This is a genomic window from Pseudolabrys sp., assembly GCF_035943735.1.
Classification (GTDB): Bacteria; Pseudomonadota; Alphaproteobacteria; order Rhizobiales; family Xanthobacteraceae; genus Pseudolabrys.
The window spans coordinates 134,541-154,837 of the sequence record NZ_DASZBV010000006.1 but is presented as its reverse complement, the minus strand read 5'-3'; the positions used below and the strand labels follow the sequence as shown (position 1 = coordinate 154,837).

Sequence of the window (20,297 nt, the reverse complement as noted above, 5' to 3'; positions counted from 1 at the left end):
TGTTGTTTTGATGACTTCCACACGTCTCGAAAGCGAGACGATCTCCACCTCATAGAACTCAATCTGTGCCGCGACTCCTTGAGCCTCACAATGTCATCGAGCCGCCGCCGTCGACATACCAGGCTGTCCCGACCACGTAGCTCGACCGTTCGGAGGCCATGAAGGCGACGACGCCCGAAACTTCCTCAGGGGTCCCCATGCGGCCAACCGGCAGCTTCGAGACCCGCTGCTGGCGCACCTCCGCCTCGGTCTGGCCCGTCATCTGCGCCCACTCGCGCATGGTGTCGTCCTGGCGCTCGGTGTTGATGATGTACGGCACCACCGCGTTCACAAGAATATTGTCTTTCGCAAGTTCGGCGGCGAGCGCCTTCGTCAAATTGAGCATCGCGGAATTGTTGAGCGCAGCCGGCACCACCGTGAAGTGCGGCTGCCGCCCCGCGAGCCCGGAGATATTGATGATGCGCCCCCATTTGCGCGCGCGCATGTGCGGTACGGCGTGGCGGATGCAGCGTGCCGCCGGGTTGAATTTCTGCTCAAGCAGACTTCCCAGATGACCGTCGTCCATCTTGAAGAAGTCCTGCGGGATCACCGTCGCCGCCGAATTCACGAGGATATCGATGCGGCCGAAGCGGTCGACGACCTTTTTCGTCATGGCGGCGATCGCGGCGTCGTCTTCGAGATCAGCAGGAACGCCGAGCACGTGGCCGGGATGAAGCGCGTCCAGTTCGCGCACAGTGGCTGCATTGATACCGGGGTCCTTGCTGACCAACACCACCCGCGCGCCCTCGGCGAGCAATTCACGCGCGCACGCTTTTCCGATGCCACGACTGCCGCCGGTGATGATGGCGACCCTGTCCGCAAGACCGAGATTCAAACCGTCCTCCTTACACACGATCGATCGCGCTCACGTGCGATCGCGCGAACACTAACGGCAATGGAGGACAAAAACACGCGGGATCGTGCCGCTGGCTGATATGCCTTTGGCGCGCCACCTTTCGTTATTGTGAGAAAGGCGACAGCGCCTGCGGCCGGCGGCTTTCATCACCGGAAATGTTGGTTTGCGCCGAGAACTCTCGCGCTCAGCCCTCACGTGCCGAGGATATAGATCGCGGCCGCGCCGATAGTGGCCAATGCGAGCAGCATCAGCAGGGAGGCCGGTCGACGCGCCGCCTGACCGCCGAAACCGACAGCGTAAGCGGACTTCGCGACGTTGTTGGATGCGGCCGCGATCAGCACCGCCGCCGCCAGCAGCGCAACCGGCATGTCGGAAATCCCGCCTTGGGCGATGTTCAGGATGAAAGGATCGATATCAGTCACGCCGACCACTGCCGACAGTGCCAGAATGCCCTTTGCGCCGAACGACGTCCGCACCCAGGCGGTCACGATGGAAATGAAGATCAGCAGCGCCGCGAAGGTGACCGCGGTCGAGAGTTGCAGCGGATTCCTCGGCGCCGTCGCGAGGTCGGCGCCCAGTCGTCTCCGCCATTCGTAGAACGCGAGTGCGGCGGCGAAGGCTGCCAGCGCAAGCAGAGCAGGCAGAAGCTGGATCGCCAACGGCACGTCGAAAATCGCGATCACGACGCCGAGCCGCAGATACATGACCCCGCTCGCCGCCAGAATGCCGGCGGAGAGATCCGCCCGCACTTGCGCGCTCTCGCGCAGGCGCTTGGCAAACACCACCGTAGTGGCGGTCGACGAATAGGCTCCGCCCAGGATCGCCGGCAGCAGCGCCGTGTCGCGCGACGGCAAATAGCGTTGCAGCAGATAGCTCGCATAGGACAAGGTGCAGACCGCGACCACCGCGAGCCACAGCCCATATGGCGTAAGCGGCGTCAGCGATGTGACCGGCTGCTCCGGGGCGAGCGGCAGAACGACCCCGACCAGAATCAAGAACTTCCCGGCCGTGAGCAACTCATCGCGCGGCACGACGCTCGTCAGACGGTGCAACTGCTCGCGCGCGGACAACAAAAGCACGGCCGCCACGGTGATGGAAACGGCAACCCATGGCGGCTGCGCCAGGGCGATCGGCCCGATCGCGTAGGCGAGTAAATTCGAGGCCGGGATCATCATGCTGCTGGCGTCGCTCGAGTGCTGCGGCGTTCGCGTAAAGGCGTGCAGCCACAACGCGATCGCCAGGAGCCCGGCGACGAAAGCAAGAGCATGAGACGGCTCGATCAGGCTCAGCATGGCCCCGGCGAGCGCCAGCATCGGGAAGCTGCGAATGCCGCCGGGGATCGAACGCTGCTCGCTCTTGTAGACTTCCTCGAAGGCGAGCCCCAAAAAGAGCGCGAGCGCCAACGCCAGTGTCAGGCGGGCGGCCAAATGGTACGCCGGCAGTGAGAAATCCGGCATGCGATGTCACCGAAACGGGCCCGCATATTAAATCTTGGACGCGGCGGCGCAATCGACGGCTGTGCCGGAGAGCTGCCGCGCCGGTCCTGGGCGGTGGGCCCCCGGCCGACGCGGCGGCCCGGGGTTTATCGTCGCGCCCTGCGTTAGTGGTTCATCTTCGTGCCGGGCATGCTGTCATGGCTCATGCCGGGCATGGCGTCGTGAGCGCCGCCGCCGCTGTCGCCGGTCATCGCGCCGATGCCGGCCACGGCGAAGTCGACCTTCACCTCGCCCGCCGCCTGGAATTTCAGCGTGGCGTCGACGTGCCCGCCTTGCTTCAGCGGCGCCGTCAGGCCGGTCAGCATGATGTGATAGCCGGCCGGCTTCAGCACCACCGTCTCGCCCGGCTTGATCTCGAGTCCGTTCGGCAATTCGCGCATCTTCATGACACCGTTGGCCAGGCTCATCTCGTGCACCTCGAAGCCCTTGGCGACGGCGGTCGAGCCGCCGATCAGGCGATCGGCTGTCGTGCCGGTGTTGGTGATGGTCATGTAGGCACCCCCGACTTGGGCACCCTTGGGCGTAGCACGTGCCCACGGGTCATGAATCTTGAGCGCGCCGACGGTGTAGTCGTGTGCCAGCGCCGGCACGGTGATCAGGGTGGCGAGCGCGGCGGCGGCGGCGAGGGATTTGTACAGCATGCGAAGTTCCTGAACGATGGGGCGAACCCGGCGACGCACATTGGCGCCAGCGCTGGTCCGGTCGTGGATTGACTTGAGAGCGACGAAGAGCGGTCGAAGCGTTCTCAAGCGGCCGGCGGCCCGCGTGGCATTTGCGCAGAATGAACCGCAGGCCGTGGCGCGGCAGCGACCGACGCCGGCGCGACAATGGCGGCAGCGCCCAGTTGCGGCGCCGGATTCGGATCGGCGATGCCGCCGGCGAGCACTGGCGCATGGCACAGCAGGCCGCAGCCGGCGCAGCAGGGACAGTTTTTGTCGTGCCCGGCCGGATGTCGCGCCGGATCGGCGGAATGATCGCTGAGGCAGAGGCCCCCACCCAAGGCCGCCGTCGGCGCAATCGACAGCGGCATCGCGAGCACCTGCAACGCGACCAGATAGGCCGCGAACAGTCCGATCACCCGTCCGCTGAAACCGCGCGCGCTCATGGCCGCAAGCCATAGCCCTTTGGTCCAAAGGCGTCCACGCGGGGCCGGGCTGCCTGGCAGGCATGACAGGGTACGAAGCGCGCGCCCGTTACATAGATGAAGAGGCCGGGCGGCCTTCCTGACGAGCCAGCATGGCTGCGACCGCCCCTGAGACGTGGTAGGATCGCCAGCGTGGCAAACAGCACTCCTTCCGACGGTGGCCCGCGGGTCGTTCGCTTCCGGCGGCGGTCCGGCGGTGCCGTGACACCCCACCCGGAGGCGCGGGACGGCGCGAAGGCAGACCTGACCGCCTACGCCCACTCCCCCGAGGATCCGACCGAGTATCGCCGCCGGCAGGCGGTCAACGCCGCAGTCTTCCTGTTCGTCGTCCTGTTGATCGGCGCCGCCATCTGGCTCGCCGACACCCTCGCCGACATGCGCCGGAACCAGGACTGCGTCCTGTCCGGCCGGCGGGGCTGTACGCCGGTCGAGTACGATCGGACCGTCCGCTGAGCCCACCTCCGGCGCCGGACTAAAACCGGCCTTGCCGCCGGCGTTAGCTAGTTTTCCCCGATAGTTACGGGCGGCATTGAAACCGAGGGCCCGCTTCGCTATACGGGCAGCCGACTGCCAGCCGGTTGTCGAAGGCCGCGCGGATACTGGCACGTGCGCGGGGTGGCGCGTGTCCGGGCGATTGCCAGAATCTTCCCTTCAATCAGAGAGTTAACGATGTCCTCGACGTTCGACACCATCGCCAATATTATCGCCGAGACTTGCGATATTCCGCGCGACTCGATCACGCCCGAGAGCCACGCCATCAACGACCTCGGCATCGACAGCCTGGACTTCCTCGACATCGCCTTCGCCATCGACAAGGCGTTCGGCATCAAGCTGCCGCTGGAGCAGTGGACGCAGGAGGTCAACGACGGCAAGGCCACCACGGACCAGTATTTCGTGCTCAAGAACCTCGCCGCGCGTATCGACGAGCTCGTGGCAGCCAAGGGGGCCTGACAGGGGGCAATGCGTCTCGAGTACTTCCAGCTCATCGACCGCGTCACGGACCTCAATCTCGCCGACCGAACGATCCGCACCGAAAACACGGTCCCGCAAGCCAGCACCGTCTTCGAAGGGCACTTCCCCGGCTATCCGCTGATGCCCGGCGTGCTGCTGATCGAGACGATGGCGCAGACCTCGGGCTGGCTGGTGGTTGCGCTCAATAAATTCGAACGCATGCCTTTTCTCGCCGCGGTCAAGGACGCCAAGTTCCGGACCTTCGTCGTGCCCGGCATGGTGCTCGCGGTGGAAGCCAAGCTCGAACACGACGGCTCCGGCTACGCCGTCACCAATGCGAAGATTACCTCGGCCGGCAAGCAGATCTGCGATGCGACGATCACATTGCGCGTGATGCCGTTCCCCAACGACGAGATCCGCCAACACATGCGCGACCAGGCCGGCCGCCTCGGCGTGCCGAGCGAGGAATCCGCGCATGGCTGACGGCGCGCGCGAGGCCCTGATCACCGGCATCGGCATCGTCTCCTGCCTCGGCGAAGGGCCGGATGCGCACTGGCAGAAGCTATCCGAGGCGAAGCCGTCGGCCGACGTGACCACCTTCGCGCCCTACGTCGTTCATCCTCTCGCGCCCATAAATTTCGATCTGCAGATCCCGAAGAAGGGCGATCAGCGGCAGATGGAGAACTGGCAGCGCATCGGCACCTATGCTGCCGGGCTGGCGCTCGATTCAGCCGGCGTCAAGGGCAACACCGACGTGCTCTCCCACATGGACATGATCGTCGCCGCCGGCGGTGGCGAGCGCGATCTCGCCGTCGACTCCGCGATCCTGTCCGGCATGCCACGTGCGGCCAACCCATCTGCCTTCCTGAACGAAAGGCTGATGAGCGACCTGCGCCCCACCCTCTTCCTGGCGCAGCTCTCCAATTTGCTCGCGGGCAACATCTCCATCGTGCACGGCGTCACCTCGTCGTCGCGCACATTCATGGGCGAGGAATCGGCCGGCCTCGACGCCGTGCGCATCGCGATGTCGCGCATCGGCGCGGGCCAGAGCGACATCGCCCTCGTCGGTGGCGCGCACAACGGCGAACGCCCCGACCTCATCATGCTCTACGAGTTCGCCGGGCTGATGCTGAAGGACAAATACGCGCCGGTGTGGGAGCGCGGTGACGGTAAGGGCGGCTTCGCGCTCGGCTCGCTCGGCGCCTTCCTCGTGATCGAAGCGCGCGACCATGCGGAAGCACGCGGCGCCAAGCCGCTGGCGCGGCTGACCAGCGTTCTCGCCGACCGCCGCAAACGCGTGGCGGGCAACGTCGCCGCCTCGCTCGAAGGGCTTTGGGACAAGGTCAAGGACAAGGTGGGCGCCAAGAGCGCCGCCGTTCTCTCGGGCGCCACGGGCGCCAATCCCGCGACCGCGGAAGAGCGCGCCTTCCTCGAGGCACACGGCGAGCTTGCCGTGCGCGCCACCGGTTCCTATCTCGGTCATGGGTTGGAGCCGCAATTCCCGATGAACCTCGCTTTGGCCACGGTTGCCGTCCAGCATGGTAGCCTGTTCCCACCCTGCGACTCGACGGGGCTGGAAAAGCCGATGAGCGGGCCGCTCAATCAGGTCGTGGTGACCGGCGTCGGCCACTGGCGCGGCGAAGGCTTGGCGCTAGTGGAAAAGGCCGGCTGAGGAGGATCGAACATGGCGTCGACCAGGGACAAACTCGGGCGTCCGATCGTCGTGGTCACGGGCTTGGGCGTCGTGACCTCGCTCGGTGCCGGCAAGACCGACAACTGGGCCAAGCTGACCGGCGGACAGTCGGGCATCCACGCCATCAGCCGCTTCCCAACCGACGGTCTGAAAACGCGGATCGCCGGCAGCGTCGACTTCCTTGGGCAGCCTGAATCCACGGCGGCACACTCCGAGCAAATGGCCGATCTCGCCGCGGAAGAGGCGATCGCCCAGTCCGGCCTCGGCAAGCCCGGCGATTTCCCCGGCCCCCTCTTCCTCGCGGTCCCGCCGATCGAGATGGAATGGCCGCATCGCCTGGAAGTCGGCGCGCACTCCGGCAGCAACGATCAGGTCACGTATGCCGACCTGCTGCGCGCGAGCAGCCAGTTTCCCGCCTATCATGGTCGTTTCCTGTTCGGCTCGGTCGCCGACCACATTGCCGAGAAGTTCGGCACCCGCGGATCGCCGATCTCGCTGTCGACCGCCTGCGCCTCCGGCACCAGCGCGATCCAGCTCGGTGTCGAGGCGATCCGCCGCGGCGAGACCGATGCTGCGCTCTGCATCGGCACCGACGGCTCGGTCAACCCGGAAGCCGTGATCCGCTTCTCGCTGCTGTCGGCGCTGTCGACGAGCAACGACAATCCGCAGAAGGCGGCGCGACCCTTCTCCAAGAACCGCGACGGCTTCGTCATGGCCGAGGGCGCCGGCGCCCTCGTGCTCGAGAGCTATGACGCGGCGAAGGCGCGCGGCGCCAAAATTCTCGGCGTGGTCGAAGGCTGCGGCGAGAAGACCGACGCCTTCCATCGCACGCGCTCGAGCCCGGACGGCAAGCCGATCATCGCCTGCATCAAGAATGCGCTCGAAGACGCCGGGCTCACCCCCGACGATATCGATTACGTCAACGCGCACGGCACCTCGACGCCGGAAAATGACAAGATGGAATATCTCGGCTGCTCGACCGTGTTCGGAGAGCGCATCGCCAAGCTGCCGATCTCCTCGAACAAGTCGATGATCGGCCACACCTTGTCGGCCGCCGGCGCCATCGAGGCGGTGTTCACGGTGCTGACGCTGCAGGAGCAGCGCATGCCGCCGACCATCAATTACGACCTGCCCGATCCGGCGATCCCGCTCGACGTCGTGCCGAACAGCGCGCGCGACGCCAGGCTCAAGCACGCGATCTCCAATTCCTTCGGCTTCGGCGGACAGAACGTCTCGCTGGTGGTGGGGGTCGAGCCGGTTTGACCGCCGGTTCGTCGTATCCTCCCATGCGCGCACTGCGACTGATCGGCGACCGCCAGCTCGAATTGGCCGAAGTGCCCGAACCGCCCGCGCCGGGCGAAAACGAAGTCCAGATCCGCATCAAGGCCGTTGGCCTCAACCACCTCGATCTCTGGGGCTTCCGCGGCATGGCCTTCGCCAAGCGGCAACTGCCGCTGGTCGTCGGCGCTGAGGCCTCCGGTGAAATCGCGGCGGTCGGCCAAGGCGTGACGCAGTTCAAGCGCGGCCAGAAGGTCGTGATGTACGGCGCGATGACGTGCGGCAAATGCGCGAACTGCCGCGAGGGCCGCGATAATTTGTGTGAAAACGTCGCCGGCGTGCTCGGCTTCCATATCGACGGCTTCGCCCGCGACCTGATCAACATGCCGGCGCGCCTCGTCGTGCCGGTGCCGGACGGCGTTTCGCTGCGCGATGCGGCTTGCGCGCCAATCGCTTTCGGCACCACCGAGCACATGCTGTTCGACAACGCCAAGCTGAAGCCCGGCGAGACGATCCTGGTGCACGCGGCAGGCTCCGGGATCGGTTCGGTCGCGATCAAGATGGCGAAGGCCCTGGGCTGCACCGTCATCACCACCGTCGGCGACGATGAAAAGGCTGCGAAGGCGAAGGCGCTCGGCGCCGACCACGTCATCAACTACAAGAAGGACCGCTTCGAGGGCGTGACGCGCAAGCTCACCGCCAAGAAGGGGGTCGACGTTGTCTTCGAGCACGTCGGCGGCGAGGGCTTCAACGGCTCCCTGCTCGTCCTCAAACGCGGTGGACGGCTCGTGACCTGCGGCTCGACCGCCGGCCCGACCGTCACCATTAACCTGATGCAGCTATTCCAGCAGCAGTACAAGATTCTCGGCTCGTTCGGCTGCCGCATCCAGAACATCCGCGACTCCCTGTCGAAGATGGCCGCCGGCATGGGCGCAATCATCGACACCGAAGTGCCGCTCGCCGAATTCGAGAAGGGCCTTGCCCGGCTCGAAACGCGCCAGGTCTTCGGCAAGGTCGTCGTCAACTTCTGAGGCGCCCATGGGCAGCGTGAAACGGCGCCTGCGGCGTAGCCTGAAGCGCGCCGGCGATGCCACCGCGGGCGCGCTCGCCGTCGGCCTGCTGCGCAGCTTGCATCGCGTGCCGTTCGACACGCTGGCGAACGGCGCAGGCTGGTTCATGCGCGCGATCGGGCCGCTGTTCCGCGAGAACAGAATCGCCCGCGCGCAATTGACCGCCGCCTTTCCCGAGAAGTCGCCGGCCGAGATCGAGCGCATTCTTTCGGGCGTGTGGGACAATCTCGGCCGCATGGGGGCCGAGTTCGCGCATCTCGACCGGCTGTGGGATTGGGACGCCGAGCATCCCGAACGCCCGAGCCGCATCGAGCTGGCGCAGCCGACCATCGACCGCTTCGTCAATTTGCTCAATGACGGCAAGCCAGCGCTCATCTTCGCCGCGCATCTCGGCAACTGGGAGCTGCCGGCGATCTGCGCGGCGACCTACAAGCTCGACAGCGCGGTGCTCTACCGGCGGCCCAACATCAAGGCGCTCGATGACTGGATCACGCAGACGCGTGCCACGCACATGGGCGAGATCATCTCCACCAGCCTCGACGCGCCGGTGAAGATCGCCGACGCGCTCACGCGCGGCGCGCATGTCGGCATGCTGGTCGACCAGTATTATGTACGCGGCGTCGAGGTGACCTTCTTCGGCCGCAAGACCAACGCCAACCCCCTGCTCGCCCGGCTGGCGCGGCACTTCAACTGCCCGATCCACGGCACCCGCATCGTGCGCCTGCCCGGCAACCGCTTCCGCGCCGAATTGACCGACGAAATCCAGCCCGCGCGTGATGCCAATGGCGAGATCGACATCGCCGGCACGATGCAGGCGATCACCAACGTGATCGAGGGTTGGGTGCGCGAGCATCCCGAGCAGTGGCTCTGGCTGCACCGCCGCTGGCGGTAAGCCTCACTCCCCCGTCTTCACCTTGGTCCAGAGCCGGTTGATCAGCCGCTGTGCGCGCTGATCGCGGGCGCCGACGGTGTAGAGTTTGGCCATGGTCGCTGCGTCGGGATAGACGCTCTTGTCGTCGAGCACCGTCTTGTCGACGAACTTCTGGCTGGCGAGATTGCCGTTGGCGTAGGACACCATGTTCGAGTTCTTCGCCGCCACTTCGGGGCGCAACAGATAATCGATGAAGGCGTAGGCCTCCGCCGTGTGCGGCGCGTCCTTCGGAATGGCGAGATTGTCGAACCACATCTGCGCGCCTTCCTTCGGGATCGCATAGCCGATCTCGATGCCGTTCTTGGCGTCGGCCGCGCGCTTCTGCGACTGCTTGACGTCGCCCGACCAGCCGACGACGAGGCAGATCTCGCCGCTCGCCAGCGCGTTCAGATATTCCGACGAATGGAATTTGCGCACATAGGGGCGGATCTTGAGCAGCAGCGCGGTCGCCTTTTCGAGGTCCGCCTGCTTTGTCGAATTCGGATCGAGCCCGAGATAATGCAGCGCCGCCGGCAGGATGTCGTCGGCGGAATCGAGCATGTGAATGCCGCAGTCCTTGAACTTGGCAATCAGCTCCGGCTTGAACACGACGTCCCAGCTGTCGATCGTCGCGTTCGGCCCGAGACGGTCGTGCACCGCCTTGACGTTGTAGCCGATGCCGGTGGTGCCCCACATGTAGTTGACGGCATACTGGTTGCCGGGATCGTAGGCGGCCAGCCGCCTGTTGATCTCCGCCCAGGTATTCACCAGGTGTGGCAGCTTCGCCTTGTCGAGCTTCTGGAATACGCCGGCCTTGATCTGCCGCTCGAGGAAATAGGCGGTCGGCACGACGACGTCGTAGCCGGACTTGCCGGCGAGCAGCTTCGTCTCCAGCGTCTCGTTGGCGTCGAAGGTGTCGTATTGCACCTTGATGCCGGTTTCCTTGGTGAAGTCGGTCAGCACCTGCGGGTCGATGTAGTCCGACCAGTTGTAGACGTTGACGACGCGCTGTTGCGCGGCGGCCGGCAACGGCCCCGCGAACAGCAAACCGGCAAGCAGCATCAAGGCAGGCAGCGTCTTTCGCATGAAAACCCTCGTGCGCAACGTCGTCGATCCGACACGCAATCTAGCCGAGGCGCCGACGGTGCACGAACCGTCGCGGAATTGACCTCGGGCGCGCGCGCCGGTTGAAAAGTTATCCACAGGACCGACAGAATCAGTTATACTGATTCCACTTGTAAAAGCGCATTCCAACAACATTCAATCGAGGATTACTCATGCGCCGTTCCACCACCGTGTGGAGTGCGGTTGCGTCTGTATTGTTTCTCTCCGTTTGTTCGTCCGCTTTTGCCGCCGATCTGCCGAGACCCGCTTACAAGGCTCCGCCACTGCTCACGCCGGCTCCGGTATTCACCTGGACCGGCTTCTATATCGGCCCGCACGTCGGCTACGGCTGGAGCCGGTTCAGCGGCGACGGTGACTCGCGCACCGCCAAGGGTTTTCTCGGCGGCGTTCAGGCCGGGTATAATTATCAAATCGGCCAGGTCGTCGTCGGCGTCGAGGGGGAGTATTCCTTCGCCGACGTGAAATACGACACGCCCCTGTTCGGCGGCACACTGACGCTCAAGAACGACTATTTCGCAACCGCCGCCGCGCGGCTCGGCTACGCTTTCGATCGCTCGCTCATCTACGCAAAGCTCGGCGCCGCATGGACGCGTGACAAATGGGACGCGAACGACGGCGCCGGCGGCACCGCCACCGCGACATCCAATCGGATGGGCTGGGTGCTCGGCGCCGGCTATGAGTATGCCTTCTGGGACAATTTCTCAGTGAAGCTCGAATACGACTACATGAAGTTCGGGTCGGTATCGCCAACCTTCGCGACAGCCGGGGGACTGACCGTCGAAGGGTCAGGCGACGTCAAGCTCGACACCCAGGTGATCAAGGTCGGCCTGAACTACCGGTTCGGCGGGCTCGCCTTCTAACCGACGTCCGTGGGCAGGCCGGCTTGCTTCCAGGCCAGGATGCCGCCGGCGAGATGGCACGCATAGGGGTAGCCCTGGTCCTGCGCCGCCACCGAGGCGGTGATGGAGCGACGCCCGGAGCGGCAGGCGAACACGACCGTGCGTCCCTGCGGATCGGGAATGGCGGCCGGGTCGAAGCACGACAGCGGCACGATCACCGCGTCGGGATAGCGCTCGAGCGCCGTTTCGTTCGGCTCGCGCACGTCGACCAGCAGCATGCGGCCGGCGCGCATCCCTTCGGCCACCTCCTGCGGCGTCAGGTTGGTGACTTCGTCGGCGCGCGGCATTTCGTCGGCCATCGGGCGTCCCTCTCGAAAGCCGGATTTCTAGCCGGAATCCGGCTCAGCCGCACCAGTCTTTTGGCCGCCCTATTCCGCCGCCGCGGGCCGGCCCCCGCGAAGCGGGATCAGCACCTCGCGTTCGGTCTCGTGCCGCCGGTCCTGCATGCGCACGCGCAGCAGGTCGCGACGTGCGACCAGCCCGATGACGGCGCGGTCGCCGCGGCGCAGGATCGGCACCCGGCTGGCGTCGGCCGCGGCCATCCGGTCGGCGAGCCGGCCGACGAGCTCGTCGGCGTAGCCGGTCGTGAGTTCCTGTTCGGAAACCACGTCGCGCAGCTTCTGCCCGGTGGGCCAGCCCTCGACCGTCCAGCGCAGCACGTCCGAGCGCGATACGATGCCGGCGAGCGTGCCGTCGGTGTCGACCACGGGATAGCTCTTGTGGCTGTTCGCTCCATCCTCGGCGGTGAAGAACTTGACCACGTCGCCGATCGGCATGTCGGCCGGCAGCGTCTCCGCCGGCTTTGCCATGATGTCAGCCACGCGCATCGTCTCGAACGGATCGACGATGTATTCGCGCATGACGTGATGGCCGCGGCGGGCAACCTTCTCGGTCAGGATCGAGCGGCGCAGCAGCAGCACCGTCGTCGCATGCGCCATGACGCAGGCGATCGCGAGCGGCACCAGGCCGCCCATGTTGTGGGTGAGCTCGAGCGCGAAGATGATCGCGGTCAGAGGCGAGCGCATGGTGCCGCCCATGATCGCGGCCATGCCGATCAAGGCCCAGGTGCCGGGATCGCCGAACGGCACAAAGCCGCCGAACAGCGCGCCGAGCGCGCCGCCCATCATCAACAGCGGCGCCAGCACGCCGCCGGACGTGCCGGAGCCGAGCGCCACCGACCAGATGACGGATTTCACCACCATCAGCCGCACCACCGCCGCGGTGGTCATGTGTCCCGACAAGAGCGCGGCGATATTGTCGTAGCCGACGCCAAGCGCATGCGGCTCGATCAGCCCGCCAATGCCGATGACGACGCCGCCGATCGCCGGCCACCACATCCAGTGGATCGGGAGATGCTGGAAGGCGTCCTCGCAGGCATAGACCATCTGCGTCAGCAGGCCGGAGCCGAGCCCCGCGATGATGCCGAGCACCGCCGCGAGGACGAGGCCGAGCGGCGCCATCGCCGCGCTCTCCGGCATCGGGAACAGCACGCCGCCGGTCATCAGATACGGCCGCAGCGCCGCCGCGACGATTGAGGCGACGGCCACCGGCACGAAGCTGCGCGGCTTCCATTCGAACAGCAGCAGCTCGACCGCGAGCAAAATCGCCGCAAGAGGCGTACCGAAGGTCGCACTCATGCCGGCGGCGGCGCCGGCCACGAGCAGCGTCTTGCGCTCGGCGTTCGATAGATTGAACAGTTGCGCGAATAGCGAGCCGAACGCGCCGCCCGTCATGATGATCGGGCCTTCGGCGCCGAACGGGCCGCCGGTGCCGATCGAAATCGCCGAGGACAGCGGCTTCAGCACCGCCACGCGCGGCTGGATCCGGCTGCGGCCGATGAGGATCGCCTCCATGGCCTCCGGGATGCCGTGGCCACGAATCTTCTCCGAGCCGAAGCGCGCCATCAGGCCGATGATCAGGCAGCCGACGACGGGCACCAGCACGGTCCACCAGCCGAGCGCGTGTGTCGGCGGCCCCACCAGCGCCGCACTGAAGCGCCCGTAATAGGCGATATTGGTGGCGAGCGAGATCAGATGGTAGAGCGCCCAGGCGGCCCCAGCACCGGCGCAGCCGACAACGAGAGCCATGGCCATGAGCAGAAAAAGCCGCCGATCCGTGCTGAAATCGCGCAGGCGGTCTTCGACCGCCCGCTGGGCGGCTTCGGCCGGGCGGACCTTGGAAAGCGTTGGACGATCGGGCGGGGCGGCGCTCGGCATGAAGGCGTACCTTTTGGCAGAAAATGCAGTTCCGATGACGGTCTGGCGGATATATATCGCACTGCGATATAATTTAAAGCGCCGGCTGTGTATAGCTGTTCCCCGAGGGCTGCCATGAGCGCCTCGCCCGCCGCCCGCCAGCTGGCCGACGCCGATTATGAGCGGCTGGCCGAGTTCCGCTATCTGCTGCGGCAGTTCATGATCTTCAGTGAGGACGCCGCCGGACAGGCCGGGCTTACCGCCCAGCAGCATCAGGCGCTTCTGGCGATCAAAGGCTTCGGCCGCGACAAGCCGCTGACCACCGGCGAGCTCGCGGAACGGCTCGGGGTCCGCCACCACAGCGCGGTGGGTCTGATCGATCGATTGCTATCGAAGTCGCTGGTCAAGCGGCAGAGTGGCGCGGAGGACCGCCGCCAGGTGCTGCTGACGCTGACGCCGAAGGCGGAGGCCATGCTCGCCAAGCTCTCGGCCGCGCATCGCGACGAGCTCAAGCGCCTGGCGCCGCTGTTGCAGACGCTGCTCACGCATTTCAAGCCCGAGTAGTCTCCACGAGCAGGGTGCGCTCCCTCTCCCCGGCGGGGAGAGGGTTGGGGTGACCTTCACCCGCCGCGCTTTCGCACGGCGACCTCACCCTATGGGAGAGGTGAAGCGCGACCGCGGCGAAGATCGATCAATCTAGATCGTCACCTGCGTGCCGACCTCGACAACACGGCCGGTCGGGATCTGGAAATAGCTGGTGGCGTCGTTGGCCGAGCGGGTCAGCGCGATGAACAGCCGGTCCTGCCAGCGCGGCATGCCGGACTGCGCGGCGGGCTTGAGCGAGCGGCGCGACAGGAAGAACGAGGTCGACATGATGTCGAACTGCCAGCCGAGCTTGCGCGCGATCGCCAAAGCCTTGGGCACGTTCGGCGTCTCCATGAAGCCGAACCGCAAAACAACCCGCGAGAAGGTTTCCCCGACCGGCTCGATGCGTACGCGCTCGGCGACGTCGACCGTCGGTGTGTCGGCCGTTTCGATCGTCAGGATCACATTCTTCTCGTGCAGCACCTTGTAGTGCTTGAGGCTGTGCAGCAGCGCAGTCGGCGCGAATTCGGGATCGCTGGTGAAGAAGACGGCGGTGCCCGGCACCGTGTGGGGCATCTTCTTCTCGAGGCTGGTCACGAGGCTCTTGAGGGGGATCTCCTGCTTGCGCGTCTTCTGGATCAGCAGCCGCGTGCCGCGCCGCCACGTGTACATGATCACCATCACGACGGCGCCCAGCACCAGCGGAATCCAGCCGCCCTCGACGATCTTGAGCATGTTGGCGGTCAGGAAGGTCAGATCGACAAAGAGGAACGGCACGATCAGCGCCGCCGCGGCGTAGAGCGGCCAGTGCCACACGCGCCAAATGACGACGATCGACATCATCGCCGTCACCACCATCGTGCCGGTGACGGCGATGCCGTAGGCGGAGGCCAGCGCGCTCGAGGAGCGGAACAGCGCCACCAGGAGCAGCACGCCCACCAACAGCAGCCCATTGACGCGCGGCATGTAGATCTGGCCCGCGAGTTCGCCGGAGGTGTGGCGGATCTCGAAGCGCGGCAGCAGACCGAGCTGGATCGCCTGCTGCGTCAACGAATAGGCCCCGGTGATGACCGCCTGGCTGGCGATCACGGTGGCGATGGTGGCGAGCCCGACCATCGGCAGCAGCGCCCAATCCGGAAACAGCAGGAAGAAGGGATTGTCGATCGCGTTCGGATTATGCAGCACGAGCGCGCCCTGCCCGAGATAGTTGATCATCAGCGCGGGCAGCACCACAGTCAGCCAGGCGGCTCGGATCGGTTTGCGGCCGAAGTGACCGAGATCGGCATACAGCGCTTCGGCGCCGGTCATCACCAGGAACACGGCACCAAGTGTGAAAAACCCGATGATGCCGTGGTGCACGAGAAACGAGATGCCGTGCCAGGGATTGAAGGCAAAAAGAACGGCCGGGTACTGCCCGATGTGCCAGAGGCCGCCGAGCGTAATGGCGGCGAACCAGATCAGCATCACCGGTCCGAAGAACGTGGCGACGCTGGCGGTGCCGCGCGACTGCACCCAGAAGAGCACGAGCAGAATCACCACCGTGATCGGCACGACGTAATCGGCGAAGGCCGGCGTGACGACCTTGAGGCCTTCCACCGCCGACAGCACCGACAGCGCCGGCGTGATGATGGCGTCGCCGTAGAACAAGGCGCCGCTGATGATGCCGAGCAGGATGATCGTGCCGGTCGTACGGCCGAGCGCGCGCGAGGCGAGCGCCATCAGCGCCAAGGTGCCGCCCTCACCCTTGTTGTCGGCGCGCAGCAGGATGATCACGTATTTGATTGTAACGACGAAAATCAGCGCCCAGATGATCAGCGACAGGATGCCGAGCACGATCGGTTCGTTCAGCGTGCGGCCGTCGCTCGTCGCCGCCAGCACGGACTCGCGCAACGCGTAGAGCGGGCTGGTGCCGATGTCGCCGTAGACGACGCCGATGCTGCCGATCGCGAGCGTCCAGAAGCCGGGCTGAGCCGGCGCGTCGCCGAATTCTTGGGGCGATGCCGAGCCGCCGTTGCCGACGACATTACTATGAGACATTGGGATGAACTCTGAAGAGGCGCCAGTGATGTTGCGGTGCAATAACGCCTCGCGGGCGCCGGTATAAGCCGGGGGGCCTTCCCCCGACACCGGCGAATTCCGCAACGCGCGGCGAGCAGCCATGCAAAAAACGCAGTCGCATTGCGACATTTCCAGCGTGATATCAATGACTTATGCAACAATCGCCGTTGTGCGATTGTGGACGGCGCTCCGCTAGACCGTCACCTGCGTGCCCACTTCGACAACGCGCCCCGTCGGAATCTGGAAGAAGTCGGTGGCGTCGCTGGCCGAGCGTGCCAGCCAGATGAACAGGTGGTCCTGCCAGCCAGGCATCCCCGACTGCGGCGACGGCCTGAGGGCCCGCCGCGACAGGAAGAACGACGTCGACATGATGTCGAACTGCCAGCCTTGCTTGCGCGCCACGGCCAGCGCCTTCGGCACGTTGGGCTGTTCCATGTAGCCGAACTTCAGTGCGATGCGCGAGAAGTGCTTCGACAGGGGCGTGATCTTCACCCGCTCGCTTTCGCGTACGCGCGGCGTGTCCGCCGTCACCACCGTCAAGATGACATTGCTCTCGTGCAGCACCTTGTTGTGCTTGAGGTTATGCAGGAGTGCGGTCGGTGCGAATTCCGGGTCGCTGGTCAGGAACACCGCCGTGCCCGGCACGAGATGCGGCGGCTTCTTCTCGAGGCTGCGGAATAGAGTATCGAGCGGCACCTCGGTGCGCCGCGTCTTGTTGATGAGGATGCCGGAGCCGCGGCGCCAGGTCAGGATCAGGAGCACCATGCTCGTGCCGAACAGGATCGGCACCCAGGCGCCTTCGAAAAGCTTGATCAAGTTGGCCGAGAAGAACGTCACGTCGACGATGAAGAACGGCAGGATCAGGGCCACCGATCGCCACAGCGGCCATTGCCACAGCTTCCACACGACAACGAAGGCGAGCGTGCCGTCCACCACCATCGTCGTCGCCACCGCGATGCCGTAGGCAGAAGCGAGCGCGCTCGACGTGCGGAACAGACCAACCAGCAGCAGGACGCCGATCAGGAGCGAAACCGTCACGCGCGGAATGTAGATCTGCCCCGCATGCGAAGCCGACGTGTGCAGGATCGTCAGCCGCGGCAAAAGGCCGAGCTGGATCGCCTGATGCACCAGCGAATAGGCGCCGGTAATGACTGCCTGGCTGGCGATGACCGTCGCCGCCGTGGCCAGCACGATCATCGGCAGCAGGAAGTGATCTGGCACGAGGCGATAGAAGGGATTTTCGATCGCCGCCGGATCGGCCAGCACCTTGGCGCCCTGCCCGAAGTAATTGATGAGCAGTGCCGGCAGCACCAGCGCCAGCCACGCGGTCTGGATCGGCTTGCGGCCGAAATGCCCGAGGTCGGCGTACAGCGCCTCGCCGCCGGTGACGCACAGGAACACGGCGCCGAGCGTGACCAGCCCGAGGCCGCCGTGATCGACGAAGAAATAAATGCCATAGAGCGGGTTGATGGCGACGAGCACGTGCGGGTCGTCGAAGATATGCAGCGCGCCGGCACCCGCGATCGAGACGAACCAGACCACCATGATCGGCCCGAACAGGGCCGCGACCTTGGCGGTGCCGCGGCTCTGCGCGGCGAACAGCCCGATCAGGATCACCACCGTGAGCGGTACGACATATTCACTGAAGGCGGGCGTCGCGAGCTTCAACCCCTCCATCGCCGACAACACGGAAATCGCCGGGGTGATGACGCTGTCGCCGAGGAACATCGAGGCGCCGATGACGCCGACGATGAAGACGAAGGTCGTGCGCCGTCCGAGCGCGCGCGTCGCAAGCGCCGTGAGCGAGAGGGTGCCGCCCTCCCCGTTATTGTCGGCGCGCAGGAGGATCAGCACGTATTTCAGCGTCACCGTTACGATGAGCGCCCACAGGATGAGCGAGAGCACGCCGAGCACGGTCGCGCGCGTCACCGGGTGGCCGTCGCTCGCCACGATCGCCGCTTCGCGGAAGGCATAAAGCGGGCTGGTGCCGATGTCGCCGAAGACCACGCCGACGCTGCCCAAGGCAAGCGCCAGGAAGGTCGGGCGGACATCATGGCCGCTCGCCGCAGTGGCCTCGATCGAGGCCGCCGGATCGTTCACACCGTCAGTCATCCAGTATTATCGCGTCCGCCCAAGGCCCCGGAAGCGGGGCCTTATAGCATCGGGACAACGCAGATAATACCTGCCTATTTCCACAGCCCGTCGCGCCGGAACCATAGGCTACCGAACCGACACTGTTGCTTATGCTTACGGCTTGAAGTCCGGCGGCAGCGGCGGGTCTTCCCGCATCAAAGTGATGGTCACGCGGCGGTTGGGCGCCATCGACGGGTTGTCCGGGAACAATGGCTCGGTGTCCGCCTTTCCGGCGACCATATAGATGTGTCCCGACGGCAGGCCTTGGGCGGCTAGCAACTCGCGCACCGCGTTGGCGCGGTCAGCGGAAAGTTCCCAAGAGCCATAGCCCGGCCGCTGCGGCGCGGTGCTGGCTGCAGTGTGCCCGGTGATGGAAATCCGGTACGGCATGGCCTTGAGCGCCGGCGCCATCCGCTCCAGGAGCTCGCGCGTGCGCGGGTTCGGTTCCTTCGAGCCGTCGGCGAACATCGAGCGGCCGTCCTGATCGACGATCTCGATGTTCAGGCCCTGCTTGGTCTCCTCCATCATCACATGCTTGGAGACCTCGGTGATGTCGGGCATGTCCTGCATCGCCTGCCGCAGCGACGCCGCCGCAAGCGCGAAGCCCTTGTCGGCCTTGAAGCGGGCGCCATAGGTACGTTGGTGATCGTGTTCCTCGGGCGACGGCGTCGCCGAGGCCTCCGACGGGTCGATATGCGCGGCGTTCTTCAGCTTCGGCCGCGTCGGCAGGCCGTTCACCTCGATGATGCCGGAATAGCGCACGTGGTCCTGCACGCCGAAAGCGTCGCGCATCGAGCCGGCGACGACCTGCAATTTGGCCTGGTCCTGCGTCGAGAAGGCGACCAGCATCACGAAGAACGAGACGAGCAGGCCCATCAGGTCGGCGAAGGTCACGAACCAGCCGTGCCCGCCGCCGTGCGCTTCCTTGCGTTTCGCCATACGCTACTCCGGCGCGCCCGTCAGGCCGCGACCGCCTCCCCGGCCCCTTCTTCCTCTTCACCACTGTGGCGATGCTTCTCGGGCAGATAGGCGAGCAGCATTTCGCGCACGAGCGCCGGGCTCTTCGCCTCGCGGATCATCAGGATGCCGTCGATGATGAGCGTGCGATTGATCTCCTCGTCGACGAGTTTGAGGTGCAGCTTGTCGGCGATCGGCAGGCAGAACAGGTTGGCGAGCGCCGCGCCGTAGAACGTCGCGAGCAAGGCGCCGGCCATGAACGGACCCAGCTTCGAGGGGTCGGTCATGTTGGCGAACATCTGCACCATGCCGATGAGCGTGCCGATCATTCCGAAGGCCGGGGCGCAGTCGCCGACCGCGCGATAGATCTTCTGGCCCTCATCGAGATGCGTGAGGAAGTTGTCGCGGTCGCGCTCGAGGTTGTCGCGGATGAAGCTGGTGTCGTAGCCGTCGGCGACGAAGCGAATGCCCTTGGCGAGGAACGGATCCTCGACCTCGACCTTTTCGAGGCCGACCGGACCCTGCTTGCGGGCGATGTCGGCGATGCCGGCCAGCTCGTCGACCAGATCGCGCTGCGTCATGCGACGCATGGTGAAGGCGAACTTGGCGCCGAGCGGCAGCCCATGCAGCATCGAGGTGAGCGGGAAGCGGATCAGTGTGGCGGCGAACGATCCACCGAAGATGACGATGAAGGCATGCTCGCTAACGAACATCTCCAGGTTGCCGCCCATCAGAATCACGGTGCTGACGACGGCGACGCCGCACAAGAGACCCAAACTCGTTGCGATATCCATGCCTTACCCCAGACCGACACCGACCCTCGGGCGGCGTCAAAACACCGCCGCTGCCCGACCCTAGACTGCCGCTATTAAGGAGGGGTAAAGCCTAACCGAAGGTGAAGGGAAAAC

The 20,297-nt window shown here is 65.6% G+C and carries 19 protein-coding genes and 1 pseudogene; 9 read left to right on the top strand and 11 right to left on the bottom strand.

Features of this window, described 5'->3' with window-relative positions:
* Positions 1-85: 85 nt before the first annotated feature.
* The 4 genes from VGV41_RS03760 to VGV41_RS03745 all read right to left on the bottom strand — a co-directional run bounded on the left by VGV41_RS03760 (position 86) and on the right by VGV41_RS03745 (position 3,496).
* A complete protein-coding gene (locus VGV41_RS03760; RefSeq protein ID WP_326862314.1) occupies positions 86-874 on the bottom strand; it encodes an SDR family NAD(P)-dependent oxidoreductase in 789 nt (262 codons plus the stop codon).
* 212 nt (positions 875-1,086) lie between these two features.
* A complete protein-coding gene (locus tag VGV41_RS03755; RefSeq protein ID WP_326862313.1) occupies positions 1,087-2,322 on the bottom strand; it encodes a DUF4010 domain-containing protein in 1,236 nt (411 codons plus the stop codon).
* Between the two features lie 173 nt (positions 2,323-2,495).
* On the bottom strand, positions 2,496-3,032 hold the full coding sequence (locus VGV41_RS03750) for a copper chaperone PCu(A)C (RefSeq protein WP_326862312.1): 537 nt from the start codon (positions 3,030-3,032) through the stop codon (positions 2,496-2,498).
* A 104-nt stretch (positions 3,033-3,136) separates the two neighbouring features.
* Positions 3,137-3,496: a hypothetical protein gene (locus tag VGV41_RS03745; RefSeq protein ID WP_326862311.1), complete on the bottom strand. Its 360-nt coding sequence runs from the start codon at positions 3,494-3,496 to the stop codon at positions 3,137-3,139.
* Between the two features lie 240 nt (positions 3,497-3,736).
* On the opposite strand from VGV41_RS03745, the gene VGV41_RS03740 reads away from it, so the two are divergent.
* The 7 genes from VGV41_RS03740 to VGV41_RS03710 all read left to right on the top strand — a co-directional run bounded on the left by VGV41_RS03740 (position 3,737) and on the right by VGV41_RS03710 (position 9,419).
* Complete coding sequence (locus VGV41_RS03740) at positions 3,737-3,988, top strand: hypothetical protein (RefSeq protein WP_326862309.1); 252 nt, start codon at positions 3,737-3,739, stop codon at positions 3,986-3,988.
* A gap of 216 nt (positions 3,989-4,204) precedes the next feature.
* Entirely contained in the window at positions 4,205-4,486 is a 282-nt protein-coding gene (locus tag VGV41_RS03735) for an acyl carrier protein (RefSeq protein ID WP_326862308.1), read from the top strand.
* A gap of 9 nt (positions 4,487-4,495) precedes the next feature.
* Positions 4,496-4,969, top strand: coding sequence for a 3-hydroxyacyl-ACP dehydratase FabZ family protein (locus VGV41_RS03730; RefSeq protein ID WP_326862307.1), 474 nt, complete (start codon positions 4,496-4,498; stop codon positions 4,967-4,969).
* Entirely contained in the window at positions 4,962-6,158 is a 1,197-nt protein-coding gene (locus VGV41_RS03725; protein ID WP_326862306.1) for a beta-ketoacyl-ACP synthase, read from the top strand. The genes VGV41_RS03730 and VGV41_RS03725 overlap by 8 nt, the downstream gene beginning before the upstream one ends.
* 12 nt (positions 6,159-6,170) lie before the next feature.
* Positions 6,171-7,442 (top strand): beta-ketoacyl-ACP synthase, encoded by a 1,272-nt coding sequence (locus VGV41_RS03720; RefSeq protein ID WP_326862305.1) that lies wholly within the window; start codon positions 6,171-6,173, stop codon positions 7,440-7,442.
* Positions 7,443-7,465: 23 nt separating this feature from the next.
* Positions 7,466-8,488 (top strand): zinc-binding dehydrogenase, encoded by a 1,023-nt coding sequence (locus tag VGV41_RS03715; RefSeq protein WP_326862304.1) that lies wholly within the window; start codon positions 7,466-7,468, stop codon positions 8,486-8,488.
* 7 nt (positions 8,489-8,495) lie between these two features.
* The gene (locus tag VGV41_RS03710) at positions 8,496-9,419 is read left to right on the top strand and encodes a lipid A biosynthesis lauroyl acyltransferase (RefSeq protein ID WP_326862303.1); all 924 of its coding nucleotides are present in this window, start codon (positions 8,496-8,498) and stop codon (positions 9,417-9,419) included.
* A 3-nt stretch (positions 9,420-9,422) separates the two neighbouring features.
* On the opposite strand, the gene VGV41_RS03705 is transcribed toward VGV41_RS03710, so the two are convergent.
* Positions 9,423-10,523, bottom strand: a complete 1,101-nt coding sequence (locus VGV41_RS03705) for a polyamine ABC transporter substrate-binding protein (protein WP_326862302.1) — start codon at positions 10,521-10,523, stop codon at positions 9,423-9,425.
* A 191-nt stretch (positions 10,524-10,714) separates the two neighbouring features.
* Here VGV41_RS03705 and VGV41_RS03700 point away from each other — a divergent pair, with 191 nt between their 5' ends.
* The gene (locus tag VGV41_RS03700) at positions 10,715-11,422 is read left to right on the top strand and encodes an outer membrane protein (protein WP_326862301.1); all 708 of its coding nucleotides are present in this window, start codon (positions 10,715-10,717) and stop codon (positions 11,420-11,422) included.
* Here the strand turns inward: VGV41_RS03700 and VGV41_RS03695 are convergent.
* Positions 11,419-11,760, bottom strand: coding sequence for a rhodanese-like domain-containing protein (locus tag VGV41_RS03695; RefSeq protein WP_326862300.1), 342 nt, complete (start codon positions 11,758-11,760; stop codon positions 11,419-11,421). The two genes, VGV41_RS03700 and VGV41_RS03695, sit on opposite strands and share 4 nt — an antisense overlap.
* 69 nt (positions 11,761-11,829) lie before the next feature.
* Positions 11,830-13,677 (bottom strand): chloride channel protein, encoded by a 1,848-nt coding sequence (locus VGV41_RS03690; RefSeq protein ID WP_326862299.1) that lies wholly within the window; start codon positions 13,675-13,677, stop codon positions 11,830-11,832.
* 114 nt (positions 13,678-13,791) lie between these two features.
* On the opposite strand from VGV41_RS03690, the gene VGV41_RS03685 reads away from it, so the two are divergent.
* Positions 13,792-14,220, top strand: a complete 429-nt coding sequence (locus VGV41_RS03685) for a MarR family winged helix-turn-helix transcriptional regulator (protein WP_326862298.1) — start codon at positions 13,792-13,794, stop codon at positions 14,218-14,220.
* A 132-nt stretch (positions 14,221-14,352) separates the two neighbouring features.
* Here VGV41_RS03685 and VGV41_RS03680 read toward each other — a convergent pair.
* The 4 genes and pseudogenes from VGV41_RS03680 to VGV41_RS03665 form a co-directional block, all read right to left on the bottom strand.
* Positions 14,353-16,191 (bottom strand): annotated as a pseudogene (locus VGV41_RS03680) (potassium transporter Kup); the annotation flags it as partial.
* 300 nt (positions 16,192-16,491) lie between these two features.
* Positions 16,492-18,411, bottom strand: a complete 1,920-nt coding sequence (locus tag VGV41_RS03675) for a potassium transporter Kup (RefSeq protein ID WP_414705052.1) — start codon at positions 18,409-18,411, stop codon at positions 16,492-16,494.
* 135 nt (positions 18,412-18,546) lie between these two features.
* A complete protein-coding gene (locus tag VGV41_RS03670) occupies positions 18,547-19,371 on the bottom strand; it encodes a flagellar motor protein MotB (protein WP_326862297.1) in 825 nt (274 codons plus the stop codon).
* A 20-nt stretch (positions 19,372-19,391) separates the two neighbouring features.
* On the bottom strand, positions 19,392-20,183 hold the full coding sequence (locus VGV41_RS03665; RefSeq protein ID WP_326862296.1) for a motility protein A: 792 nt from the start codon (positions 20,181-20,183) through the stop codon (positions 19,392-19,394).
* Between the last annotated feature and the right edge of the window lie 114 nt (positions 20,184-20,297).